15 protein-coding genes and 1 tRNA gene are annotated in these 25,229 nt (G+C 65.2%); 10 read left to right on the forward strand and 6 right to left on the reverse strand.

Annotated elements, in window-relative coordinates; genetic code table 11:
- Positions 1 to 254: 254 nt before the first annotated feature.
- The 4 genes from J7U37_RS20245 to J7U37_RS20260 all read left to right on the forward strand — a co-directional run bounded on the left by J7U37_RS20245 (position 255) and on the right by J7U37_RS20260 (position 3,158).
- Complete coding sequence (locus J7U37_RS20245; protein WP_056185126.1) at positions 255 to 845, forward strand: CarD family transcriptional regulator; 591 nt, start codon at positions 255 to 257, stop codon at positions 843 to 845.
- A gap of 306 nt (positions 846 to 1,151) precedes the next feature.
- Positions 1,152 to 2,024 carry an RNA polymerase factor sigma-32 gene (locus J7U37_RS20250; RefSeq protein ID WP_056185192.1) on the forward strand — a complete coding sequence of 291 codons (873 nt, stop codon included), beginning with the start codon at positions 1,152 to 1,154 and terminating at the stop codon, positions 2,022 to 2,024.
- Between the two features lie 166 nt (positions 2,025 to 2,190).
- Positions 2,191 to 3,000 (forward strand): 4'-phosphopantetheinyl transferase superfamily protein, encoded by an 810-nt coding sequence (locus tag J7U37_RS20255; RefSeq protein ID WP_247636878.1) that lies wholly within the window; start codon positions 2,191 to 2,193, stop codon positions 2,998 to 3,000.
- Positions 3,001 to 3,081: 81 nt separating this feature from the next.
- A tRNA-Pro gene (locus tag J7U37_RS20260) sits at positions 3,082 to 3,158 on the forward strand.
- Between the two features lie 555 nt (positions 3,159 to 3,713).
- Here the strand turns inward: J7U37_RS20260 and katG are convergent.
- On the reverse strand, positions 3,714 to 6,035 hold the full coding sequence (gene katG, locus J7U37_RS20265; protein ID WP_247636879.1) for a catalase/peroxidase HPI: 2,322 nt from the start codon (positions 6,033 to 6,035) through the stop codon (positions 3,714 to 3,716).
- A 506-nt stretch (positions 6,036 to 6,541) separates the two neighbouring features.
- Positions 6,542 to 6,889 carry a hypothetical protein gene (locus J7U37_RS20270; protein WP_247636880.1) on the reverse strand — a complete coding sequence of 116 codons (348 nt, stop codon included), beginning with the start codon at positions 6,887 to 6,889 and terminating at the stop codon, positions 6,542 to 6,544.
- A 200-nt stretch (positions 6,890 to 7,089) separates the two neighbouring features.
- Between J7U37_RS20270 and J7U37_RS20275 the strand changes: the two genes are divergently transcribed.
- Positions 7,090 to 7,677 carry a PAS domain-containing protein gene (locus tag J7U37_RS20275; RefSeq protein ID WP_056185187.1) on the forward strand — a complete coding sequence of 196 codons (588 nt, stop codon included), beginning with the start codon at positions 7,090 to 7,092 and terminating at the stop codon, positions 7,675 to 7,677.
- Between the two features lie 954 nt (positions 7,678 to 8,631).
- Entirely contained in the window at positions 8,632 to 8,871 is a 240-nt protein-coding gene (locus tag J7U37_RS20280; protein WP_056488244.1) for a hypothetical protein, read from the forward strand.
- A 307-nt stretch (positions 8,872 to 9,178) separates the two neighbouring features.
- Here J7U37_RS20280 and J7U37_RS20285 read toward each other — a convergent pair whose 3' ends face one another.
- Positions 9,179 to 9,733, reverse strand: coding sequence for a PAS domain-containing protein (locus tag J7U37_RS20285; protein ID WP_247636881.1), 555 nt, complete (start codon positions 9,731 to 9,733; stop codon positions 9,179 to 9,181).
- A 220-nt stretch (positions 9,734 to 9,953) separates the two neighbouring features.
- Here J7U37_RS20285 and J7U37_RS20290 point away from each other — a divergent pair, with 220 nt between their 5' ends.
- Complete coding sequence (locus J7U37_RS20290; RefSeq protein WP_247636882.1) at positions 9,954 to 10,352, forward strand: hypothetical protein; 399 nt, start codon at positions 9,954 to 9,956, stop codon at positions 10,350 to 10,352.
- Between the two features lie 750 nt (positions 10,353 to 11,102).
- Here the strand turns inward: J7U37_RS20290 and J7U37_RS20295 are convergent.
- Positions 11,103 to 12,014: a hypothetical protein gene (locus J7U37_RS20295; protein WP_247636883.1), complete on the reverse strand. Its 912-nt coding sequence runs from the start codon at positions 12,012 to 12,014 to the stop codon at positions 11,103 to 11,105.
- On the opposite strand from J7U37_RS20295, the gene J7U37_RS20300 reads away from it, so the two are divergent.
- Positions 11,964 to 14,039, forward strand: a complete 2,076-nt coding sequence (locus tag J7U37_RS20300) for an EAL domain-containing protein (protein ID WP_247636884.1) — start codon at positions 11,964 to 11,966, stop codon at positions 14,037 to 14,039. The two genes, J7U37_RS20295 and J7U37_RS20300, sit on opposite strands and share 51 nt — an antisense overlap.
- Before the next feature lie 582 nt (positions 14,040 to 14,621).
- Positions 14,622 to 15,011, forward strand: a complete 390-nt coding sequence (locus tag J7U37_RS20305) for a helix-turn-helix domain-containing protein (RefSeq protein ID WP_247636885.1) — start codon at positions 14,622 to 14,624, stop codon at positions 15,009 to 15,011.
- A gap of 117 nt (positions 15,012 to 15,128) precedes the next feature.
- Here J7U37_RS20305 and J7U37_RS20310 read toward each other — a convergent pair whose 3' ends face one another.
- Together J7U37_RS20310 and J7U37_RS20315 are read right to left on the reverse strand one after the other, a co-directional pair.
- The gene (locus tag J7U37_RS20310; RefSeq protein ID WP_247636888.1) at positions 15,129 to 16,484 is read right to left on the reverse strand and encodes an HlyD family type I secretion periplasmic adaptor subunit; all 1,356 of its coding nucleotides are present in this window, start codon (positions 16,482 to 16,484) and stop codon (positions 15,129 to 15,131) included.
- A gap of 11 nt (positions 16,485 to 16,495) precedes the next feature.
- Positions 16,496 to 18,262: a type I secretion system permease/ATPase gene (locus tag J7U37_RS20315; protein ID WP_056488253.1), complete on the reverse strand. Its 1,767-nt coding sequence runs from the start codon at positions 18,260 to 18,262 to the stop codon at positions 16,496 to 16,498.
- An 894-nt stretch (positions 18,263 to 19,156) separates the two neighbouring features.
- On the opposite strand from J7U37_RS20315, the gene J7U37_RS20320 reads away from it, so the two are divergent.
- On the forward strand, positions 19,157 to 25,229 hold a 6,073-nt coding region (locus J7U37_RS20320), incomplete at its 3' end, for an Ig-like domain-containing protein (protein WP_247636886.1).

Here is a 25,229-nt window from a genome sequence, read left to right on the forward strand (position 1 = left end):
TGCCTCCGGCCATCACCTGATGGGTCTCACATTCCAATGTGGATTGGGGTCGCATGCGATCGGTCTCCGAAAGCCCTCCCGCTTTCGGTGGACGATTTCTCGTTGCGCGCGCATCGGCTTGCCCGGGAACCGGCTGGTTGTGCATCGTCGATGCCCATCCACCGGACAAGGGGCTTAAGCCGGGTGACCCACCCCGGATTACAGGGTTCGGCGCGGCGTTCAAGGCCGCGCAATGTTCTGGAGGCGCTTCTCGCATGACCACAGCCAAGAAGACGACGGCAGGCCGCCAAGGCTTCAAGACCGGCGAAGCGGTCGTGTACCCAGCCCACGGTGTCGGTCGCATCACCGCCATCGAGGAGCAGGAGATCGCCGGCTACAAGCTCGAGCTGTTCGTCGTGTCGTTCGAGAAGGACAAGATGGTCCTGCGCGTTCCGACCGCCAAGGCCAACAGCGTCGGCATGCGCAAGCTCGCCGAACCGGAACTCGTCAAGAAGGCCCTCGACCTCCTCACCGGCCGCGCCCGGGTCAAGCGGACGATGTGGTCGCGGCGTGCGCAGGAATACGAGGCCAAGATCAACTCGGGCGACCTCCTGTCGGTCACCGAAGTGGTCCGCGACCTCTATCGCTCCGAGGCCCAGCCCGAGCAGTCCTACAGCGAGCGCCAGCTCTACGAGTCGGCCCTCGACCGGGTCGTGCGTGAGATCTCGTCGGTGAACCGCATCACCGAGACTGAGGCGCTGAAGCTCATCGAGCAGAGCCTCGCCAAGTCCCCGCGCCGCGCCAAGGGCGAAGCCGAGGCGGAAGGCGAAGCCGAGAGCGACGACCTTCAGGAAGAGGCGGCCTGATCGTCCAAGTTTTACCTGCCGATGGCCTCGCGCCATCGGGGGTTCCTCAATGACGATTTCGAGCCCGGCGCACCAGTGCCGGGCTTTTTTCATGGTCGCTTCCGTTACTCCCAGCCTTTGATCGTCGCTCGCGGCCCGGAAGCTCCCGCCGGGTCCCTCACGACCGCGTGTTCGAGGGGGACCGGCCGGGAACCAACCCACCCACCTCTTGTTGTCGCGTTACCACGCGAAGGCTCAGGTTCCGATTGGGATCGGTTCCGGTGCCTTGTGGTCAGAAACACACGTTTCATCGAGGCGGAGGCGGGGATGGCGGATATCGCAGGGATCCGGCGGCAGTTCATACGCACGGCGATGGAGGCGCCCTTCCTTGCACGCGATGAGGAACGTGGGCTTGCCGTTCGCTGGAAGGATGAACGCGACGAGCGCGCGCTGCATGGGCTCATCGCCGCGCATATGCGTCTGGTGATCGCGATCGCCGGCCGTTTCCGCCATTACGGTCTGCCGATGGCCGATCTGGTTCAGGAAGGCCATGTCGGCCTGATGGAAGCAGCGGCCCGGTTCGAGCCCGAGCGCGAGGTGCGGTTCTCCACCTATGCGACCTGGTGGATCCGCGCCTCGATCCAGGACTATATCCTGCGCAACTGGTCGATCGTCCGGGGCGGCACCAGCTCCGCTCAAAAGGCCCTGTTCTTCAATCTGCGCCGCCTCCGGGCGCGCCTGATGCAATCGACCGAGGAGCATGTCGGCGACGAGATCCACCGCCGCATCGCCACCGCCATCGGCGTCTCGCGCGAGGACGTCGCCCTCATGGACGCCCGCCTCTCCGGTCCGGACATGTCGCTCAACGCCCCCGTGGGCGAAGAGAGCGAGGCATCCTCGGAGCGCATGGACTTCCTGGTCGATGGCGCTGCTCTGCCCGACGAGACGGTGTCGGCGACCGTCGACGGAGAGCGCCGCCTGATCTGGCTCAATGAAGCGCTGACCGTCCTGTCGGAGCGTGAGCTGCGCATTCTCAAGGAGCGCCGCCTCGCCGAGGACCAGGCCACGCTCGAAGCCCTCGGGCATCGCCTCGGCATCTCGAAGGAGCGCGTGCGACAAATCGAGAACCGTGCCCTGGAGAAGCTGCGCCGTGCGCTGGCCGAGCGCTTCCCGCAATCGGGCGGCAACGTCTACGCGTAGCGATCGCGGCGCCTGAAGCTTCTGTCCCGGCGCCTGGGCCTATCGACTGAACCCATCGCAAAAACGATATCCCGCGTCCCGGTCCCTCTCAGGGGCGGGGCCACGCGGCGTGGGCGCTCGTCAGAAGCGGCTGGGCAGCGGGCGTCGCTTGGTTCACGATGGGGACATGCCCCGAGGCCCCCAGCATCGACCTTCCCCCGCCGCGATCGGTGTGCCCCCTGCCCCGGCATCCGATTGGGTCGAGGCGATGCCCGGCCCCTGTTCCGGCCCCACGGTGTGGCGGGTGGATCTCCACCTCGACCCGGACGATTCCGAACCGGGCGCCGGCCTGCTGTCCCCTGAGGAGCAGGCGCGGGCCGCCCGCTTTCGCCGCGCCGAGGACCGCCAGCGCTTCCGCCAGAGCCACGCGGCCCTGCGCCTGGTCCTGGGCCACACCCTCGATGCGCCGCCCCTGGACCTTCGCTTTGCCACCAGCGCCACCGGCAAGCCTCACCTGATCCGGACCGGACGGCCCGCGCTGCATTTCAACCTGTCGCATTCGGGTCGGCACGCCCTCATCGGAATCGCATCCGAGTCGGAGATCGGCGTCGATGTCGAGGCGATCCGACCCATCGGCGATCCCCTGGCCATCGCCCGCCCCCACTTTCACCCCGATGAAATCACCGACCTGACCCGCCTGGCCGCGCCGGACCGGGACGCCGCCTTCTTCCGCTGCTGGACCCGCAAGGAGGCTGTAGTGAAGGCCCTCGGCACGGGTCTCTCGCTGCCCCTCGACCACTTCAGCGTCAGCGTTCCCCCGGCCGCCGGCGCGGTCCGGTGGATGCGATCCGGCCCTGCCGGCTGGTCGCTGTGCGACCTTCCCTTGGGACCGGACGCCGTTGGGACGGTCGCGATCCCCCTGCCGAATCAAGCCGTCCGCCGGCTCCGCCTGCCGACCGACTGGGCCGCGCGAACCGGACTCGCCACCATCGGATGATTTCCCGCAAGGAAGCGCTTGCGGGTCTGCAAGGGGCTCGCTATACGTCCGCTCGTCGCCGGCCCAAGCCGTCGGCACTGTCGGAGTGTAGCGCAGTCTGGTAGCGCACCACGTTCGGGACGTGGGGGTCGCAGGTTCAAATCCTGCCACTCCGACCAGCTTTCCAATGGGAAGCGGTCTTCCCGGCTCAGAGAGCATCGGCCGATCCACAGATCGGCGCTAAAACTTCCCATCTGGTGTTTGCAACTCTGCCCGTTCCTGAACCGAACGTGCTCCTGAACCTTCCTGCGAACTGCACCACCCGCCTCGTGGCGGTGCTGACGGCCAGGATGCGGAAGCTCCAGATCATCTCTGGCGTGAGCCTGGCTTGGGGGAGCCTCGACGTCCTCCTCCCCTTATCGAGATCGTCTCGAAGACAGATCGCCTTGCCCTTCCTATGACGGTCAGAATCGACGAACGCCCGGGTCTTGGGTTTCGCCGCCGATCAAGGCAGATGCGAATGGGGCATCTCTGGAGAAATCGAAATATGGATAATCTATAGTTCTTCCGATCATTCGATGATTTAACACGATAGTCAGGATGAAATCTTCGAACCCACCCTCACGAACGTAAGCGGCTGGGACAACACACCGAATTCACAGGCGCTCGATCTTAAAACGCCCCCGTCTCACCGGATGGGGAAACGGGGGCGCGACTTGCTGCGCTCGTCGTGATCAGGCCGCCATGGCCCCGTCACGCCGGTGGCCCTTCACGTCGTACCGGTCGAGCATCATCACCTTGTCCCAGACCCGTACGAAGTCCGTGACGAACCGTTGGTGGCCGTCGCTGCCGGCATAGGCGTCGGCGATGTTGCGCAGCTGCGCGTTCGAGCCGAAGATGAGGTCCGCACGGGTCGCTTCGAACTTGGCCTGCCCGCTCGCGCGGTCCTTCAGGGTGAAGGTGGTGCCGGCTGCGTCGGTCTTCTCCCAGATCAGGTTCGTGTCGGTCAGGGTGTGGAAGAAGTCCGTCGTCAGCACGCCGACACGGTCGGTGAAGATGCCCCGATTCGCGCCATCGTGGTTGGCGTTCAGAGCCCGCAAACCACCGGTCAGCACCACCCATTCCGGCGCGGTCAGCGTCAGCAGGTTGGCCTTGTCGAGGAACATCTCCTCCGGCGACAGGCGCGGCGCCATCGCGCCGAACCCGTCATCGACGTAGTTGCGGAAGCCATCGACGACTGGCTTCAACCACTCGAACATCTCGATGTCGGTAAGCGCCTGCGTGGTGTCGACCCGGCCCGGCGTGAACGGCACGCGCGTCTCAATCCCCGCATCCAAAGCGGCCTTCTCCACGGCGGCACAGCCGGCGAGCACGATCAGGTCGGAGAGCGAAATCCGCTTGCCGTCGCCACGCGCGTCGTTGAATGCGGCCATGACGCCGCGAAGCGCCTCGACGACGGGCGCAGCCCGGCGGTTGACGGCCCAGTCCTTCTGCGGGGCAAGGGCGAGTCGGCCGCCGTTGGCGCCGCCCCGCTTGTCGCTGTCGCGGTAGGTCGAGGCGGCCGAGAAGGCCGTGAAGGCGAGGTCCGAGACCGACAGGCCCGTGGCCAGGATCGTCTGCTTCAGCGTGGCGATCTCGGCCTCGCCCACGGAGGCATAGGTCGCATCGGGGATCGGGTCCTGCCAAAGCAGACCGTCCTCGATCGTTACCTCCGGGCCGAGATAGCGGTGCTTGGGCCCCATGTCGCGGTGGGTGAGCTTGTACCACGCCTTGGAGAAGGCCTGCGTGAAGGCGTCGAAGTCGTTGAGGAACTTCTCGCAGACCTTCCGGTATTCCGGGTCGACCTTGAGGGCGATGTCGGAGGTCATCATCATCAGGGGATGCGACTGCCCCGCGACATGTGCATCGGGCGTCCGCGGCGCGTTCGGGTCCTTGGGCGTCCATTGCAGGGCGCCGGCCGGGCTCTTGGTCTGCTCCCAGTCGAACTTGAAGAGGTTCTCCAGGTAGGCGTTGTCCCATTGCGTCGGATCGGGGGTCCAGCTGCCCTCGATGCCGTTGGTCATCGTGTCCTTGCCGGCCCCGGTGCCGTTCGGGTTGTGCCAGCCGAGCCCCATCGCCTCCATCGGCGCCATCTCCGGCGGCGGCCCGATCTCCTTGGCGGGGGTCATGCCGTGGCTCTTGCCGAAGGCGTGGCCACCGGCGATCAGCGCCACGGTTTCCTCGTCGTTCATGGCCATCCGGGTGAAGGTCACCCGGATGTCGTTGGCCGAGCCCTGCGGATCGCCGTTCGCGTAAGGCCCCTCGGGATTCACGTAGATCAGCGCCTGGTGGGAGGCGGCGAGCGGGTTCTCCAGGTCGTAGTCCGGATCGCCGTTCTTGCCGCGCCAGCGCTTGTCCCGGTTGACCATCTCGTCGAAGCTCGAGACCGACCCCATCTCGACGACCTCCGGCCCCCAATAGGTGGCGTCGTCCGCCTCCCAGGCGTCCAGGCGCCCACCGGCGAAACCGTAGGTCGGCAAGCCCATGATCTCCAGGGCGCAATTGCCGGTGAGCACCATCAGGTCGGCCCAGGACAGGGCGTTGCCGTACTTGTGCTTGATCGGCTGCAGCAGGCGGCGCGACTTGTCGGTGTTGCCGTTGTCCCACCAGCTCGAGATCGGCGCGAAGCGCTGCATCCCGGTGCCGGCCCCGCCGCGCCCGTCGGCGATGCGGTAGGTGCCGGCCGAATGCCAGGCCATTCGAACCATCTGCGGGCCGTAATTGCCGTAATCGGAGGGCCACCATGCCACCGACGAGGTGAGGAACTGCTTGATGTCGTTCTTGAGCGCGTCGAGGTCGATCGTCCGGAAGGCGGCAGCGTAGTCGAAATCCGGCCCGAGAGGATCGGCCGCCAGCCCGTTCTGGTGCAAGAGCTCGACCCTGAGCCGATGCGGGTACCAGTTCTCCAAGGCCGGACGGCTGCCGAAGGCCCCGCCGACGCGGTCGCCTCCGAACGGGCACTGGCCCGCCATCGGGTAGGAGTCGGTGTCGGTCTTGTCGATCGTCGTCGTGTTCATCAACATCCCCCTTGGCGCAGGACCGGCGTCGCCGGACGGATCGGACCGCCGGACTGTCGCCGACGGCCGCTTGAGGCGTGGCTCTCGTCGCGAGACGGACGCGCTTCAATGATCCTGCATCGCGAGCGACATCATCCGCGAGCCCCGAAAATCAAGGTGTCGTGCCGCGCATGGCGGTCGAAGGCCCCCGATGCGCCTAGGGAAAAACCATCTCACATTCGCGAGAGCCGATCGGGCGCGATTGAGATCTCCGCCGACGCTCAGCCGAGCACTGCGCGAAACGGATGACCCGACCCCATTGTCCGACCGGTCCGCGTTCGACCAGATGCCCGACATCGACGAGGACGAGTGCGCCGTTTGGCTCCGGCCGGTCCGCAGAGCCGGGCCGACGTCGATGCTATCCCCGACGGCTGCTCCATCATCCGAAAATCCGCGGGGAAATCCCTGCGCGGATTGCCAGCGTCACCGGAACGGTCGGGATCGCTTGTTCCGGGCAGCTCGGGCCATCATGACTCTGTTACCGGGCCTGCAACAGCCGAACCATCAGCCGCTTCGCGAACAGCTTGCAGGCATCGACGGCGCTGCTCTGGGTCTTTGATCCGAGAGTAGGCTTCGAGCAGTTCGAGGCACTCATGGCTGAGGCCGATCTCGAAGGCTCCGGAAGGAGGACAACCATTTGGCGCACCGGAAGCCGGCACAGGTGCCGTGCTGAACGCTTCCGGCGAAAGCCCGAGTTGCTCTGCGATCCGCTGCTGAAGCAGTTGGCTGCGGCTGGGCCGTATCGCGCTTGGCTCCTCGCTCGCGTCAGGGAAGCCGGACGACGCGCCTTCGATACGGTTCGGCTTACGGACCACGTCCCGTCCCCAATGATAGGCTCCAGAATGTCAAACTGCGGGCCTCTCAGTTTAGACCGTATGTAAAAAGCGTGGCCATATCGTGGCCACAGGGCGCAGACGATTTATCGCATGTTAACCGGGCTGAAAAAGGTTTCACGTTGTGGTGAACGACGAAATCATGTGCATTGGAGGCAGTGGTGCGGCAAGCCGGGGCAGATATGGCCAAAGCTTCGCAGATACAATTGCAGGCTGCGATTGATGCGTCGGATGTAATCGGACGTTGGGATTGGGATATTCCCAACGATCGTCTGTACGCAGACGCAACGGTTGCTCTGCTCTTCAGCGTCGAACCTGCTGCGGCGCGCGTCGGGGTGCCACTGAACCTATTCCTGAAGGCGATTCATCCTGATGACCGGGCGGAAGCCGCGGGAGTCATCGCGAGAAGCGCAAAGGTGGGGCGCTCCTATGTGCAGGAGTATCGCGTTCGCTCGGCCGACGGCGCCATGAGGTGGGTTCTGGCTCGCGGTCTCATCGAGCTGGATGAGACAGGCCGGCCCCGGCGAGGAACCGGCATCCTGATCGACATCACGCAAAACCGGGCGGATGAAGCCGCGTGTTCGGCTGGGATGTCCGATGGCTCAGATCATCCTTTGGAGGAGGCCGCCGAGCTTTGCCTCGCAGCGCAAAGTGCCATCCAGAAACTCTCGGAGCCTCTTCTGCAGAACATGATCGACATGCTCCTGCTGGAGCTCGGACGTCGCCTCTCGAAGCCAGCCCATGACCGGCTCCGTACCCTCATGAATTGACGGCCCCGGCGATCGACGCCGTTGTCGCCGACACAGATCTCCGCACGGGTTTTCCGATGCCCTCGGGGGTGTTCGCCTCCGCTTCGCCCTCCATGCTGCCTTCTGGCCGAAGCAGGACGATTTCCGGTGTGCTTCGGTCGCCCTGCCCGATGCCGGAGGGAGATCAGGAAGCGTCTTGTTTTGAACGGCTTCGAAACACCATGCCAGGGGCAAGGACGCTTTCGGCATCACCGGCTTGAGACGCTGACAAGAGGGGCTGGGGACTCGTTCCAGCATTTCCGTGCCGATACGGGTTCGCCGTTACGCCTCTTCGCCGTCTTCTGGTGCTCACAGGCGACGATGCGCTCCCGGTAAGCCAAGCGCCTCTCACGGTCAGCGTCCTGACGCGATGACGAGACGCGTGTGGTGTGTGCAGCCATCGGCAGGTCGCATGTTGCTGCGCTGATGAGCCGAAAATCGCAGGCGTACACTTGCCAGGGAGACAGCTTCTTGGTGAGCGCTCCAACGGCAACGCTTAGGGAAGCCCCTCCGGCTGCCAGGACGATGACAGAGAGGATGATTTTTCCTGCCTTTGTCATTCGTTCTGATACATCAAAAGTGACCGCTGCCGTAAGTGGCCTCCGGCAAGGATCTGGGGCTCGTCGAAGAGTCGTCTTCGTGTTTCTCGAACGAAGGTGAACCGAGGTTTTCCCCTGCCGCTCCCACGCGGCCTTCGATTCGATCCATGAACCTCCGGCTTCTGGCGCTGCACGGATGCCGCCCGGGCCTCGCCGACGACGTTCCGGCGGACAGCCCCGGCATCCCTCCCTGTCTCGAGGGTCAAGGCGGCGATGTGAGCCGCGCTGATGGCGGCCTTGATGCCGAGGTGAGCGACCTCGGGCGCGTTAGGGGTTGGAAGCCATGCGCCGGTTGCGCTAAACGCGCCGCTCCGCTCAACGCGGAACGGGAGGCGGAATGAGCGATACCGGCCAGCGCAATGCCGACTTCCTGGCTCTCTGCATCGAGAATGCCGAGCTACGCCAGATGCTTGCCGAGGTTCAGGACCAGTGTGTCGAACTCGCGGTCGATGCCGGTGAGCTTCACGCGGAGATCGAAACCTTGCGATCCTGCCTTTCTCGGGTCACCGAACAGCGCGATGCTTGGAAGACCGAAGCCGAGCGCTTCCTTCCCCCCGCACGGAGAGCAGCCCAGTGACCAAGAAGCGACCCGGGCGTCCGGACTTCGACGCGTTGACCGAGGCCCAACTCATCGCCGGGCGTATGACTGGGCGGCGTGTATATCTCAAGCCCGCCAACCAGCAGACCGTGAGCGACCTCCTGAATGAAATCGACCATGTGGCCGAGGCTGCGACGGGGGAGCGGAGTTTCCTGCACCTCAAGCCTCTTGCAGCCCCTAGTCCCTCCACCAAGCACTAAGCTCGCAACTGCCCCCTGATACGCGCCAGTCTCCTGCCGCACGTTCGGCTCTGGACCGGCCGAGGAGGAACGTCCGTCTCACCCGATCAGGTGTGACGCTGCGCGAGCGCTCGCCCGATCCCGAGGAGCAGCGTTTCGGTGATACGGCGCAAATTCGTATATCCGCCTGCGGCAAGGGCCGAATGCGTTTCGAGGCAGCGATCTGCTGCATGCGCAAGGGGATCCTCGCCGACCTGAGTCAGGGACGCCGCTGAGACGAAACGGGTGTTGTGGCTGTCGGTTGTGTCGATATAGGCTCCCAGACCCTTCATCGCTCCTGAGGTGTCGGGTGCGAGCGTGCCGCGATTCAGAACCCAGCGCACATCGCCTGTCGATGTCACGACCCGGAACTCGGCCGAGAAAACTCCGCCCGTCTGGCGTACACGACGAATGCGCGCGAACAGCCATGCTTTATCGTCGGGGTGCGTCGCTCCGAGTGCGACTTCCAGTGGAATTGGTCGGCCGGCCAGTCCAATATTGCCAGCAAGGAGTGCAGCCGCACCCGCATCGAGAATCGATTTCCCGGCAACGACATCGGTATTCCAGACGCCAACGAGCCCGGCGGCCCTCAAAGCAGGAGCCGCCTCAGCGATCGACTGCATCCGATCCTCCCGCAATGGATTGTTGCTGGAAAGGGTGGACACATGTCAGAAAAAATCTACGCCTGAATAGAATTCTCTTATTCACGAATTTGTGAATACGACGAAGTACCGCACTAAATTATCCGACCGGCGCGGATTAAATCTCACCGCCTCGTTTGTATGCCATTTCGCAAGCCTTTGACTTGCCCGATATTTCGGACCGAGAGCCAGAAACTACTGCATGGCGGTCGCCACGAGCAACCGGAAGACCAGATCCGGCAAGTCGCGGGTGCCATCGGCCGAAGGAGGCACGCAGCCGGATGGGTTGCCGATCGTTGGCCGGACCCCGTTCACGATCTGCGACGCATCGCGCGGAAAGACTCCCGTGGCGGCGGCACGCGGTTTTGAGCTTGCCCCTCGAGGTCGCCCAGCACCCGTTCTGCCATCCGGCCGCCCGCAGCAGCACGGTGAACAGACTGATTCTCTCGATCGGCCCAATTCAAAGCATGCCGGTCAGGCCATCGATACTACCGGCGATCAAGGGCATTTTCGTCGAGCTTTGACCGGCCCCGTCGTCGAAGACCACAGTTTCGACAGCCGCAAGAACGGTATCAGGTGGCTCGCCGGTCGTGACGATTGAACATCACATCGCAATCGTCACAGTCATACCAGACATCGATCGACTCATCGGTTCGCGAGACTGATGCGCATAGGACCGCCTTATCGAAAGACAAGGAACAAAGAACGAAATTCATCGGAATCATTTCCGCGTTTATCAAGATCAATCTTGCGCCAAGATCGGTAGCATCCTGTATGACGCAGCCTTTGTAACTATGTTCATCGACGACAATAAATCCAAAGGCATCTTCGCTATCGGGTTCGATGTGATCCCACGCTTTTGCAGTCATCCGGTTCCCTCGCATCGTTTGGGTGGGATCGGGTTCTCGATTGCCTATGTCGCTCCCAAACTGTTATTTGAAGGCGAACAGATCAACTAAAATGCGAACCGCACCGGACTTCAGGCGGTGCGGCGGGGACCGCCATCAATCTGCTGTTCCGGGGAGCATCCGCGCTTGTCTCACGTCAAAATCCTCGGGCTTGGCGCCGGTCGCATCCCCCAAGGCAGCGCCGATTCTTAAATTAGAATAAATCGCCTGATGGTTGAATTTCAAGGGCGAAGAGGCATGGATCGTTAACCGGTGTGGCTTGATCCTGGGAATGTCATCTCCTGCCAGAAACCGCACACGGGCGGTCAAGCTGTCCAATAAGGCACTGAATGTATCCGTTATTGGAGAATGAGTCCGAACGGCTTGCAGTCCTGCGCGATCTCAAGGTGCTCGATACGCCTGACGAAACACATTTCGATGCCGTGTGTCGCACGGCACAGGCTTTATTCTCGGCCCCGATCGCCTTCGTCTCGCTGGTGGATAAGAATCGTCAGTGGTTCAAGGCTCGGTGCGGGATCGACGTCAAGGAGACGCCGCGGAACATCGCATTCTGCAACTATGCGATCCTTTCGGATGATGCCCTCATTATCGAGGATGCACTGGCCGATCCTCGATTCGCGGAAAACCCTCTGGTCACGGGTCCGCTCGGCATCCGGTTCTATGCCGGAGCGCCCCTCATTCTGCATCAGGGAATTCGCGTCGGAACCCTGTGTCTCATGGATTCCCAGCGGCGGTCCTTTTCCCCCGAGCAGGTCAGGCAGTTTCAGGATCTTGCGAACATCGTGGTTGCCCATCTGCGCCTGCACGAGGCCCGAAACCAGATCGGACGGGATCTGGAGACGCTGCAATCGGCACAAGCCAAGCTGCGGGAAGCAGCGGATTACCAGCTTCTCGTCGAGCAGGTCGGGGGCATCGGGTATTGGCAGTACAATCTGAAATCCGGAAAGGCGACGTGGTCGCCCAGCATGGGCAGGCTCGTGGGACAGGATGTGTCCGACGGCGAGCTGACTCTCGATGACCTCCTTCATGTCCTGCATCCCGACGAACACCGCGACATGTTTGCGGCCTTCGATCCCAGGAATGCTGGGGGCAACGGGATGGTCCTTCGACCCTTCGACCGGCAGCGCCGCCTCGTCAGGGCGGACGGCACGGTCCGGACCGTCATCTCGCGCGGATTGCCGCAACACGATGAAACCGGTGCGGTCGTCGCTCTCCTCGGCGTCTGTGTCGACATCACCGATCTCGTGCGATCCGAGGAGCAGTTGCGCGGAGTCAGCACGCTTCTTCGTGTGACGCTGGAGAACATGGACCAGGGCATCCTGATGGTCGGTGCGGACAATCGCGTCCTTGTGCACAACCAGAAGGCCCGGGATCTGCTCGGCGTTTCGGAGGGGCTGCTCCACGAGGGGGCCCGGTTCGATCTCCTGCAGCAGCATCAGATTGACCGCGGCGAGTTCCGCAAGGTCAATGGCGAACTCCGACACCTGCTGGAGAGCGCCGCCCTGGGAACCGCGGCCGTCACCTATGAGCGGGAACGCCCGAACGGCACCTCGATCGAGGTGCGATCGGTGCCCTTGCCGACAGGCGGACTGGTTCGGACCTTCACCGACATCACGGAGCGAAGGCGGCGCGAGGCGGCCCTTCGCCTCGCCGAGGCCGAGTACCAGACGCTCTTCCAGAACGCCGTGGTCGGCGTCTATCGTGCGAATCTCGATGGCACGCTCGTTCGGGCGAACCAGGCTCTCGCGAAACTTCACGGATACGGTGACTCGGCGTGCGCGACGGCGCCCGGCACCGGCTTCACCCATGACTGGTACGTCGACGGCGACCGGACGCACGCGTTCATGCGCCTTCTGCTGACGCATGGCAGGGTCGATGACTTTGTCTCCGAGGTCACGGGTCACGCGACCGGCCGACCGATTTGGGTCTCCGAAACCGCGTGGCTGGTCCGCGATGCCGAAGGATGCCCATCCTGCTTCGAGGGCACGGTCGTGGATGCGACGGAGCGAAAGCGCGCCGAGGCACAGATCGAGCATATGGCCCGGCATGATGCCCTGACGGGCCTGCCCAACCGCCGGCAGTTCCAGGAACGGCTGACCCAAGAACTCGTCCATGCGCAGCGGCAAGGGACCGCGGTCGCCGTTCTCTGCTGCGACCTCGATCGCTTCAAGACGGTCAACGACACCTTCGGGCATCCGGCCGGCGACGCCCTGTTGTGTACCCTGGCCGACCGCATGCGGCGCTCACTTCAGCCGGGCGACATCGTGGCGCGTCTCGGAGGCGATGAGTTTGCGATCATCCTGCTGGGTCGAAGCCATCCGCACGGCGTGGGAGCGGCCGCGCAGCGTCTCATCGAGGTCGTGGGCGAGCCCGTGGATATCGACGGGCACCTGACGAATGTGGGTGTCAGCATCGGTGTCGCCATCGGATTGGACGACGGGGATCGTGCCGACCTCCTGTTCAAGAACGCGGACATTGCGCTGTACCGGGCCAAGGAGGCGGGTCGTCACACGTGCCGCTTCTACGAGGCAGGGATGGATATGGCGGTTGCGTCCCGTAATCTGCTCGAGATCGACTTGAAGGACACCGTCCGCAACGGCGGTTTCGCGCTGCACTACCAGCCGATCATTGACCTTGCGAGCGATACGGTCCGCGGTTTCGAGGCTCTGCTGCGCTGGCCGCACGCGGCAAAGGGGATGATCTCGCCGGCCGATTTCATTCCGCTCGCCGAGGAGACCGGCCTGATCGTCGAGCTCGGAGCCTGGGCGCTGCGCGATGCCTGTCAGGAAGCAGCATCGTGGCCCTCCGATCTTCGCGTCGGCGTCAACGTCTCTGCGGTTCAGATCCAGCACATCGACTTCCACCAGCACGTCCTCGACGCCCTGGTCCGGTCCGGTCTCGCGCCGGAGCGCCTCGAGCTGGAGATCACCGAAAGCGTGCTTGTGAAAGACGCCGAGAGGGTCATCGCCTGCCTGCATCGGCTCCGCAGGATCGGTGTCCGGCTGGCGATCGACGATTTCGGGACCGGCTACTCCTCGCTCAGCTACCTCTGTCAGTTCCCGTTCGACAAGATCAAGATTGATCGGTCGTTCATCCAGGATGCCTGCGCGTCGACGTCTGGAGCCATCGTCCGTGCCGTGGTGGGCCTGGGCAAGCACCTCGGCGCAACCATCACCGCCGAAGGTGTCGAGACGCAGGCGCAACTGGACTGGGTCCGACGCGAAGGCTGCTCCGAAGTCCAGGGCTTCATCTTCGGCAAACCGATGCCGCCGAGTGTCATCAAGGGCATGATGCGGCCGGTCGGAGTCGGACACGACCAGCAGCCTGAGAGGACGCACTGCCCTGTATCCTGCGAGCGGCGATCTCTGCTCGATGCCTGATCGGGCGGATCGGCCCGAAATCCGCGCTCGTCCCTTGCTGGCCACGGCGCGACTTTCATCGTCACAATGTTCACACATGACCGCACCGGACTGCTCATCGCCTCAATGCGCATCGCGACCCCGTCGCATCGCCGGCGATGTCTCGACGCTGTTCGTGTGGGGGTGCCGTCCTGAGCGGGCCGCATGCAACGCCCCACCTCGGCCGGCTATCCTGGTCAGCAAGCGGCGGGAGAGTCATGAATCGAGGATTCGCGCGATCCACGTCACGGCGTTGTGACATTGCCCCAAGCTTGTGTTCATGATTCATTGATAAGCAGACGATGGCACACAAGTGGCGCGCGATCCCCGCCACGTCCTTGGTGGGATCGGTCCGCCGGCGCCGCACCCTGGCCGTTCGAACGAGAACGGTCAGGTCGCAGCGCCGGTGGGCGCTCGTACTCATGTCCAGGACTTCGATATTGCGCGGGCTTGTCGCGCGCACGAGATGACGATCCGTGTCATGAGCGCAGTCAAACGGCACGACGTGACTTTGTCGTGCTGGCGCCCCTCTCGGTGATCCAGACTTCTTTCGAGTAACACACGATGTCAGACGCAGATAAAGACAGTAGCGCAGACACGATCGGCAATCGCATCAAGTCACTGCGCCGCTCGGTCGGGCTCAGCCAGGCCAATCTCGGCGAGAGCCTGGGTGTAACGTTCCAGCAAATCCAGAAATACGAGAGTGGACGCAGCAGGATCGCAGCAGACAAGCTTCAGCGAATCGCGCAAGCCCTGAACGTAGACGTGAACTACTTCTACGATACGCGCAGCGGAGAGGCCTTGCCTGACAAGGAGGCCCGTCGAGGCCAAGCCTCACCGACGCCTGAGGGGATTCTGTTCAACGAGCATTTCGACAAGATCAAGGACCCGCGCGCCCGGTACCTGCTCTCCGAGCTTGCCCGCGTGATATGCGAGATCGAGGCGGGAAAATAACCGGAACGATGATCGGCATGGCCGTCCAAGGCGGCTCGTGGGCGCGACCGGGAAGCCGGTGATGTCCCGTTCGCGCCTGGAGGACGAAGCCTTCGGGCCTGCATCGCAACGGGTTGTTCAGCGCTCCCGCCAGGCCTTCGCGATCTGGTCCGTCAGAGGTTTGACGAGGTAGGATAGGACGGAACGTTCTCCGGTCTGGATGAAGCTCTCGACCGGCATGCCGGGTACGAGCCGTGCCTTGCCCAGGCGATCCCGTTCCGTGTCGGGCACACGAATCCGGGCCGTGTAGTAGCTCAGGCCGGTCTTCGTGTCCTGGCTGACATCCGCGGAGATGCGACTGACCATTCCGCCGATCTCCGGTGTCACGCGCTGATTGAAGGCGGCGAAGCGCAGCACGGCTTTCTGGTCGAGGTGGATGCTGTCGATATCTTGGGGCTGGATGCGCATCTCGACGGCGAGCGTGTCCGCATCGGGCACGATCAGCATCGCGGGCTCGCCCGGGACGACCAGGCCACCCACCGTGTGAACGGTCATCTGGTGCACAACGCCGTCCTGAGGCGCACGCAGATTCGTGCGCTTCAACTGGTCGAGGGCGGCGACGCGTTTCTCCGACAACTCGGACCAGCGGCCGCGGATATCGGCAAGTTCCTTGCCCGTCTCGCTCCGCATGTCCTGATCGATCTGAAGGATCTGCAGCTCGGTCTCCGTAATCTTGCCGTTCGCCTGCGCTTGGGCGGCAACCAGTTGCCCGCGCTCACCGCCCAAGCGAGCCGCATCGCGCTCCAGAGCCGTCACCCGCGAAACGGCCACGAGATTCCGCGCCCACAGCTCGCGCACACCGACGAGTTCGTCTCCGATGAGGGCGATCTCGCGGGCCTTGGCGGCGGCTTGCTCGGCGAGACCGGTGATTTCCTGGCGGATCTGCAGGATACGTTGTTGTAGCTGGGCCTTCTGGCCTTCCCGGCCGGATCGGCGCGTTTCGAAGAGGCGGCGCTCTCCATCGATCAATTGCGCGACGGCTGGCTCCTCGCGCCTGCGCCGTGTCAGCGCGTCGGGAAAATCGATCGTCGTCAGGCCATCGCGCTCCGCCTCGTTGCGGGCACGCCGGGCCGTCAATTCGTCCATGGCCTTCAGGATGATGTCGAGGTTGGCGCGGATCTGGGTCTCGTCCAGCGTGATCAGGACATCCCCGAGGGAGACCCGCATGCCGTCTCGGACATGAATCTCGCTCACAACACCGCCTGTCGGGTGCTGGACCTTCTTGACGTCGCTCTCGACGACGAGCTGCCCCGGGCTCACCACAGCCCCGTGGATCTCGGTCAGTGTCGCCCATCCGCCGATGCCGAAGACGAGGACGGCGATGATGCCGGAGACCACGGTCAAGTGCCGGCCGATCGACTGGTCGGCCTCGGAGTGCCGGGGACCAGCGCCGCGCGTCGGCAGCGACCCAGCCGTCACGCCGTTCAGAGTCATGCTGCTCGGGGTCATGCGGAAGCCTTCAGGTTCGTCTCGGCCGGATTCGCGGTTGCGGTGATGGTGCGTTTCGGAGCGCGCACGTTGGGAAAAGCTGTCGGGCGAAGATTCGTCTTCAGCACCTCGTTCTTGCGGCCGAAGGCGCGTGCCCGCCCCTCTTCCATGACCAGCACGAGATCGACGGCGGCCAGGACGCTGGGGTGATGAGCGACGACGACGACGATGCCGCCGCGCATGCGCACGCCGAGGAGCGCCTGCGTGAGTGCCGCTTCCCCGGCCTCGTCGAGGTTGGCGTTCGGTTCGTCGAGAACGACCAGGAAAGGATCGCCGTAGAGTGCGCGCGCGAGGCCGATCCGCTGGCGCTGCCCTGCCGAGAGCCCCGCCCCGCCGGGGCCGATGCGGGTCTCATATCCCTCGGGCAGCCGAAGGATCAGCTCGTGCACGCCGGCGCTCCGGCTGGCCGCAACGACGGCTTCGGCATTCGGGTCCGGCGCCAGCCGCGCGATGTTCGACGCGATGGTGCCGGCGAAGAGCTCGACGTCCTGAGGGAGGTAGCCGACGTGGCGGCCGAGACTGCCGCCGGACCGCTGATCGAGGGTGGCGCCGTCGAGACGGATCGCCCCACGCATCGGCGTCCAGACGCCGACGAGCGCCCGCGCCAGGGTGGATTTGCCGGATGCACTCGGCCCGATGATGCCGACGCCCTCGCCCGCCTTGAGGCCGAAGCTGACGTCGGAGACGATCGCACGCGTTCCGCCCGGCGGCAGGATCGATGCGTTCTCGACCGTCAGGGACCTGACGGGAGCCGGCAGAGCGAGGGCCGGTTTGTCCGGGGTGAAGCGCGCGAGCATGTCGTGCAGGCGCACCCAGCCTTGCCGGGCCGCAACAAAGCCCTTCCAGTTGGCGATCGCGATCTCGGCCGGTGCCAGCGCCCGCGAGACGAGGATGGATGAGGCGATGATGATGCCGCCCGTGGCCTGCCCCTGAATGACCAGGTAGGCCCCGAGCGCCAGCACCGCGGATTGCAGCACCATGCGGAAGATCTTCGAGGTGGTCCCGAGACCCGCCGCGATGTCGGCGACGCGCCGCTGACGCCGCATGTACGCGTTATTCTCCGCGTTCCAGATCTGCGCGAACTCCTTCTGCATGCCCATGGCCCGAAGCACCTCCGCGTTCTGGCGCCCGGCCTCGGAGAGGGCGTTACGGCTCGCCCCATGCTGGGTGGCTTCACGCTGGGGCCGGCGGGTCAGGAGTTCGGTCAGCAGGGTCAGCGCCGCCAGGACGAGAGCGCCGGCCAAGCCCGCGATGCCGATCAGCGGATGGAACAGGAAGCAGATCCCAAGGTAGATCGGCATCCAAGGCAGATCGAAGATCGCCGTCGGTCCGAGGCTCGAAAAGAAATTCCGGATCTGATCGAGGTCTCGCAACGGCAGGAGTCCGTCTCCGCCGGCCGGTGCCTCGAGAGGATGGCGCACCACCATGTCGAAGACCCGCCCGGACAAAGCCTCGTCCAGCGAGCTGCCGATCCGGGCCAGGACCCGCGCCCGGATGGTCTCGATGAGCCCCTGGAACAGAAACAGTGTCAGCGTCAGCAGGCCGAGCCCGACGAGCGTCGGGATCGAGCGGGCCGGGATGACCCGGTCGTAGACCTCGAGCATGAAGAACGATCCCGTCAGGTACAGGATGTTGATGATGCCGCTCATGACGCCGACGCCGAAGAACGCGCGCCGGCAGCGGAGAAGGGCCGTTCTCAGCTCCGCATTCTGATGAAGTCGCATCGGAGTTCGCCTGTTTGCTCTAAGCTGATCAGCCGTAAGGCGAAGCTTTTCGCCTTTTACGCTAAGTTCGAACCACGCGTCGGGTGTCGTTCGGGCTGGTTGCGCGCCTCACATCACCTAAGACGATCTTCAGGCTCTTAAAAATATCCTAAATTTTCTTGTCCGAATCGGGGAAACTTCCGGAAATCCGATCGAATTTCTGCCGTTATCGGGTTCATTAGGCAGTCATTAAGCTTGCAAAGCGAGAACCGCTGCTGCCGGTCGTTTTCGCACCCGGGCTCTGCCGACACATACTTGCGTGAGAACTGTTCGTATGTAGGTTGATATTTGTCAATGACCGACGGGAACAACACCGCGTCCTCGTCAGGCATGTCCAGTCTGAAGTGTAACCAGCCGTTGGATGTGGATCCGCGGGCGCACCTAGAGAGAACAGCTATGGCAAGCACCCAAACGTTTGAAGCATCCTCCGGCAGATCAGGCAGCTCGCTGACGATCGATGGATTTGTTTATGCTCAGCGGAATGCCTCTGGAGCCACAACGGGAACACTTGCCGTCAACCGCGAATTTTTGGAGCCGGATGCGAGCCTGAAAACCGGATCGATCTCGGGCTATCTGTCGATCTCGCGCCAAACCGGGACGTTATTCGATTTAAATGCTTTGTCGATCAGAGCAGATTTGAGTGTTTTATCCGGTGTCGTCTTCGTCGGATACAGAAACGGCGTCGAGGTTGTTTCGGCTGCGTCCGGAGACCTGGTCAGTCTCGGCCTGCTCCTGGGGGAGACTCGGTATCAGTTCAGCTCCGCATGGCAAAATCTGACTGAAGTCAGGGTGTTCAGAGGGAGCGTTCTAGATGTTTCACTTGGACAGCTCGGTTTTGGAATCGACGATGTTGCCTTGACGATCGATACGGTTGCGCCCGGTACGCCAACCATCACAACCGCAGCTGGGCTCACCAACGACGCCACCCCGACCATCGTAGGCACGGCCGAGGCGGGTTCGACCGTCACCATCTCGATCAACGGCACGGTGCTGGACTCGGTCGTCGCTGGACCGAACGGCGTGTTCAGCTTCACCCCAACCACCAACCTGGCTCAGGGTGCCAACAGCTTCACCGCGACCGCACGCGATCTCGCCGGCAACGTCTCGGCATCATCCACCGCCGTCATTCTCACCATCGACAGCGTTGCCCCCGGCGTACCGGTGATCACCACCGCCGCCGGCCTCACCACCGACGCCACCCCGACCATCACGGGCACGGCCGAGGCCGGTGCCACCGTCACCATCTCGGACAACGGCATCGTGCTCGGCACCGCCGTGGCCGGACCGAACGGCGCGTTCAGCTTCACCCCGGGCGCCGACCTGGGTCAGGGTAGCAACGTCCTGACCGTGACCGCCCGCGATCTCGCCGGCAACATCTCGGCGCCCTCTGCCGCTGTCGCTCTCACCATCGACAGCGTCGCCCCCGGCGCACCGGTCATCACAACGGCAGCAGGGCTCACCACGGACGCCACCCCGACCATCACGGGCACGGCCGAGGCCGGCGCCACCGTCACCATCTCGGACAACGGCATCGTGCTCGGCACCGCCGTGGCGGGACCGAACGGCGTGTTCAGCTTCACCCCGGGCGCCGACCTTGTTCAGGGTGCCAACAGCTTCACCGTCACCGCGCGCGATCTCGCCGGCAACGTCTCGGCAGCCTCCGCCGCCGTCGCTCTCATCATCGACAGCGTCGCCCCCGGCGCACCGGTGATCACAACGCCAGCAGGGATCACCAACGACGCCACCCCGACCATCACGGGCACGGCCGAGGCCGGTTCGACGGTGACCATCTCGGATAACGGCACCGTGCTCGGCACCGCCGTGGCCGGACCGAACGGCGTGTTCAGCTTCACCCCGGGCGCCAACCTGGGTCAGGGTAGCAACGTCCTGACCGTGACCGCCCGCGATCTCGCCGGCAACATCTCGGCGCCCTCTGCCGCTGTCGCTCTCACCATCGATAGTGTCGCCCCCGGCGCCCCGGTGATCACCACCGCCGCCGGCCTCACCAACGACGCCACCCCGACCATCACGGGTACGGCCGAAGCCGGCGCCACCGTCACCATCTCGGACAACGGCATCGTGCTCGGCACCGCCGTGGCCGGAACGAACGGCGTGTTCAGCTTCACCCCGGGCGCCAATCTGGTCCAGGGCGCCAACAGCTTCACCGTCACCGCGCGCGATCTTGCCGGCAACGTTTCGGCGCCCTCGGCCGCCGTCGCTCTCATCATCGACAGCGTCGCCCCCGGCGCACCGGTCATCACAACGCCCGCAGGACTTACCAACGACGCCACCCCGACCATCACGGGTACGGCCGAGGTCGGCGCCACCGTCACCATCTCCAACAACGGCACCGTTCTGGGCACCGCCGTCGCTGACACGAACGGCGTGTTCAGCTTCACCCCGGCGGCCAATCTGGCCCAGGGTGCCAACAGCATCACCGTCACGGCACGCGATCTCGCCGGCAGCATTTCGGCGCCCTCGGCTGCCGTGGCTCTGACCATCGACAGCCTCGCCCCCGGTGCGCCGGTGATCACCACCGCAGCCGGCCTCACCAACGATGCCACCCCGACCATCACCGGCACGGCCGAGGCCGGTTCGACGGTGACCATCTCGAACAACGGCACCGTGCTGGGCACCGCCGTGGCCGGACCCAACGGCGTCTTCAGCTTCACCCCGGCCACTGACCTGGTCCAGGGTAACAACGTCCTGACCGTGACCGCGCGCGATCTCGCCGGCAACGTCTCGGCACCCTCTGCCACCGTGGCTCTGACCGTCGACAGCCTCACCCCCGGCGCGCCAACCATCATCACTCCGGCCGGCCTCACCCCCGACGCCACCCCGACTATCACGGGCACCGCCGAGGCGGGTTCGACCGTCACCATCTCGGACAACGGCACCGTGCTGGGCACCGCCGTGGCCGGACCCAACGGCCTCTTCAGCTTCACCCCGGCGGCCGATCTGGTCCAGGGTCCCAACCTTCTGACCGTGACCGCGCGCGATCTTGCCGGCAACGTCTCGGCACCCTCTGCCGCCGTGACTCTGACCGTCGACAGCCTCGCCCCCGGCGCGCCAACCATCATCACAGCGCCCGGTCTCACCCCCGACGCCACTCCGACCATCACGGGCACGGCGGAGGCCGGCGCCACCGTCACCATCTCGGATAACGGCATCGTGCTCGGCACGGCCGTGGCCGACACGAACGGCGTCTTCAGCTTCACCCCGGCGGCCGATCTGGTCCAGGGTAGCAACGTTCTGACCGTGACCGCGCGGGATCTCGCCGGCAACGTCTCGGTGCCTTCTGCCGCCGTGGCTCTCACCATCGACAGCCTCGCCCCCGGTGCGCCGGTGATCACCATCGCGCCCGGCCTCACCAACGACGCCACCCCGACCATCACCGGCACGGCCGAGGCCGGCGCCACCATCACCATCTCGAACAACGGGACCGTGCTCGGCACGGCCGTGGCTGGACCGAACGGCATCTTCAGCTTCACTCCGGCCGCAGACCTGGCCCAGGGTGTCAACACCGTCACCGTGACCGCCCGCGATCTCGCCGGCAACGTCTCGGCAGCCTCCGCCGCCGTCGCTCTCACCATCGACAGCCTCACCCCCGGCGTACCGGTGATCACCACAGCGGCCGGTCTCACCCCCGACGCCACCCCGACCATCACGGGCACGGCCGAGGCTGGTTCCACCGTCACCATCTCGGATAACGGCACCGTGCTGGGCACCGCCGTGGCTGACACGAACGGGCTCTTCAGCTTCACCCCGGCCACAGACCTGGCCCAGGGTGTCAACACCGTCACCGTCACCGCGCGCGATCTCGCCGGCAACGTCTCGGCGCCCTCTACTGCCGTGGCTCTGACCATCGACAGCGTTGCGCCCGGTGCGCCGACCATCACCGCCTTTGCAGGCACCATTGCCGACGCCACCCCGACCATCACGGGCACGGCCGAGGCAGGGGCGACTGTCACGGTCCGCAGCGACGCACTCGTGCTGGGTACCGTCATCGCCGCCGCCGATGGCAGCTTCAGCCTGACTCCGACGGTGCCTCTGCCGAACGGACCTGCCAACCTCACCGCCACGGCGCAGGATGGCGCCGGCAATCTGTCGGCTCCCTCGGTCGTGACGCCGGTCGTCATCGACACGAGGGTGCTCGGCGCCCCCCTCGTCAACTACGTGGCGCCGACCAACGACAACACGCCCGTCATCACCGGTACGGCCCTGGCTGGCGACCTGATCACGATCACCAGCAACGGCAACACGGTCGGCTCCGGCACCGCTGATATCGGCGGTCTCTTCAGCGTGACTCTCACGGTTCCGCTGGCGGACGGCACCAATGCGCTGGAGGTCACGGCAGCGCCCCCCGGCGGCCCCGCCTCGCCGGCTGCACCCGTGACGGTGCTGGTCGACACGGTGGCTCCTCTCGCTCCGAGCATCACAGCGTTTGCAGGCCCCACGAACGACACGACCCCAACCATCACGGGCACGGCAGAGGCCGGTGCCACCGTCACCCTCTTGGACAACGGCATCCTGATCGGCACGGCCGTCGCTGGCATGAACGGGGGCTTCAGCTTCACACCCACCATCCCACTCACGGCAGGCAGCAACGTCCTGACCGCCACCGCGCAGGATCTCGTCGGCAACGTGTCGCCAACCTCTGTCGCCGTGGCGCTCACCATCGACAGCGTTGCGCCTGATGCGCCAACCCTCACCACAGCGCCCGGCCTGACCAACGACGCCACCCCGACCATCACGGGCACGGCCGAGGTCGGTTCGACGGTGACCATCTCGGACAACGGCATCGTGCTGGGCACCGCCCTGGCCGACACGAACGGCGCGTTCAGCTTCACCCCGGCCACCGATCTGGCTCAGGGTGCCAACAGCTTCACCGTCACCGCACGGGATCTCGCCGGCAACGTCTCGGCAGCCTCTGGTGCCGTGGCGCTCACCATCGACAGCCTCGCCCCCGACGCACCGGTCATCACAACCGTCGCCGGCCTCACCAACGACGCCACCCCGACCATCACGGGCACGGCCGAGGCCGGTTCGACCGTCACCATCTCGGACAACGGCATCGTGCTGGGCACCACCGTCGCCGACACGAACGGCGTCTTCAGCTTCACGCCCGCCACCGATCTGGCTCAGGGTGCCAGCAGCGTCACCGTCACGGCTCAGGATCTCGCCGGCAACATCTCGGCACCGTCCTCCGCCGTAGCTCTCACCATCGACAGCGTCGCTCCCGGCGCACCGGTGATCACCACCCCGGCCGGCCTCATCAACGACGCCACTCCGACCATCACGGGCACGGCCGAGGCCGGCTCGACGGTGACCATCTCGGACAATGGCATTTTGCTGGGGACGGCGCTGGCCGGCGCGAACGGCGTGTTCAGCTTCACCCCCGCCACCCCGCTCACGGAAGGCAGCAACCTCCTGACCGCCACCGCACGGGGTCCGGCCGGCAACGTCTCCACGCCCTCGGCTGCCGTGGCTCTCACCATCGACAGCCTCGCCCCCGACGCACCGGTCATCACAAGCGCAGCCGGTCTCACCAACGACGCCACCCCGACCATCACGGGCACGGCCGAAGCCGGTTCGACAGTGACCATCTCGGACAACGGCATTGTTCTGGGCACCGCCGTCGCCGACACCAGCGGCGCGTTCAACTTCACCCCGGCCGCCAACCTTGTTCAGGGCGCCAACAGCGTCACCGTCACCGCACAGGATCTCGCCGGCAACGTCTCGGCGCCTTCGGCCGCTGTCGCTCTCACCATCGACAGCCTCGCCCCCGCTGCGCCAACCCTCACCATCGCACCCGGCCTCACCAACGACGCCACCCCGACCATCACGGGCACGGCCGAGGCCGGTTCGGCCGTCATCATCTCGGATAACGGCATCGTGCTGGGCACCACCGTCGCCGATACGAACGGCGTCTTCAGCTTCACCCCGGCCGCCGATCTGGCTCAGGGTGCCAGCAGCATCACCGTCACGGCGCAGGATCTCGCCGGCAACGTCTCGGCACCGTCGACCGCCGTGGTTCTCACCATCGACAGCGTCGCTCCCGGCGCACCGGTGATCACCACCGCGGCCGGCCTCACCACCGACGCCACCCCGACCATCACGGGCACGGCCGAGGCGGGTTCGACCGTCACTCTCTCGGACAACGGCACCGTTCTGGGCACCGCCACCGCCGGCGCGAACGGCGTGTTCAGCTACACCCCAGTCGCCGACCTGGCTCAGGGCACCAACAGCATCACCGTCACCGCACGCGATCTCGCCGGTAACGTCTCGGCGCCCTCTGCTGCGGTCGCTCTGACCATCGACAGCGTTGCGCCGAACGCTCCAAGCATCACCGCCTTCGTGGCGCCCACCAACGACACCACTCCGACCATCACCGGTACGGCCGAGCCGGGGGCGACCGTCATCGTCTCGAACGGCACGACCCAGATCGGCTCGACCGTGGCCGCTGCCGATGGCAGCTTCAGCCTGACACCGGCCGCTCTGCCCGAGGGCACGGCCAGCCTCACGGCGGTCGCCGTGGATGCGGCAGGCAACGCCTCGCCCGCCTCCGCAGCGACACCCCTGGTCATCGACCTCACGCCGCCGGGCGCACCGGTGTTCGACGCCCTGGCGCCGACCACCGACACCACCCCGACCATCACGGGTACGGCCGAGGCCGGCGCCACCGTCACCATCTCCGACAACGGCACCGTGCTCGGCACGGCGCTCGCCGGGACCGACGGACGCTTCACCTTCACGCCGACCATCCCGCTGGCGGACGGGAACAACGTCCTGACGGGTACCGCCGCCGATGCGGCCGGCAATGTGGGGGCGGGCTCCACCCCGGTCACCCTCGTGGTCACCGCCACGCCGGGCAACGGGGACACCACGCCTCCCACGGCCCCGGTGCTGGATGCCCTGGCGCCCACCA

The organism is Methylobacterium sp. 37f (assembly GCF_023093475.1).
Taxonomy (GTDB): domain Bacteria; phylum Pseudomonadota; class Alphaproteobacteria; order Rhizobiales; family Beijerinckiaceae; genus Methylobacterium.

Bases quoted from the DNA above. Each gene is read 5' to 3' on its own strand.
- J7U37_RS20305 (WP_247636885.1), top strand. From the start codon at position 14,622: ATGTCAGACGCAGATAAAGACAGTAGCGCAGACACGATCGGCAATCGC.
- J7U37_RS20245 (WP_056185126.1), top strand. From the start codon at position 255: ATGACCACAGCCAAGAAGACGACGGCAGGCCGCCAAGGCTTCAAGACC.
- J7U37_RS20310 (WP_247636888.1), bottom strand. From the start codon at position 16,484: ATGACTCTGAACGGCGTGACGGCTGGGTCGCTGCCGACGCGCGGCGCT.
- J7U37_RS20255 (WP_247636878.1), top strand. From the start codon at position 2,191: ATGCCCCGAGGCCCCCAGCATCGACCTTCCCCCGCCGCGATCGGTGTG.
- J7U37_RS20250 (WP_056185192.1), top strand. From the start codon at position 1,152: ATGGCGGATATCGCAGGGATCCGGCGGCAGTTCATACGCACGGCGATG.
- J7U37_RS20290 (WP_247636882.1), top strand. From the start codon at position 9,954: ATGGCGGTCGCCACGAGCAACCGGAAGACCAGATCCGGCAAGTCGCGG.
- J7U37_RS20280 (WP_056488244.1), top strand. From the start codon at position 8,632: ATGAGCGATACCGGCCAGCGCAATGCCGACTTCCTGGCTCTCTGCATC.
- katG (WP_247636879.1), bottom strand. From the start codon at position 6,035: ATGAACACGACGACGATCGACAAGACCGACACCGACTCCTACCCGATG.
- J7U37_RS20300 (WP_247636884.1), top strand. From the start codon at position 11,964: ATGGACCAGGGCATCCTGATGGTCGGTGCGGACAATCGCGTCCTTGTG.
- J7U37_RS20285 (WP_247636881.1), bottom strand. From the start codon at position 9,733: ATGCAGTCGATCGCTGAGGCGGCTCCTGCTTTGAGGGCCGCCGGGCTC.
- J7U37_RS20315 (WP_056488253.1), bottom strand. From the start codon at position 18,262: ATGCGACTTCATCAGAATGCGGAGCTGAGAACGGCCCTTCTCCGCTGC.
- J7U37_RS20275 (WP_056185187.1), top strand. From the start codon at position 7,090: ATGGCCAAAGCTTCGCAGATACAATTGCAGGCTGCGATTGATGCGTCG.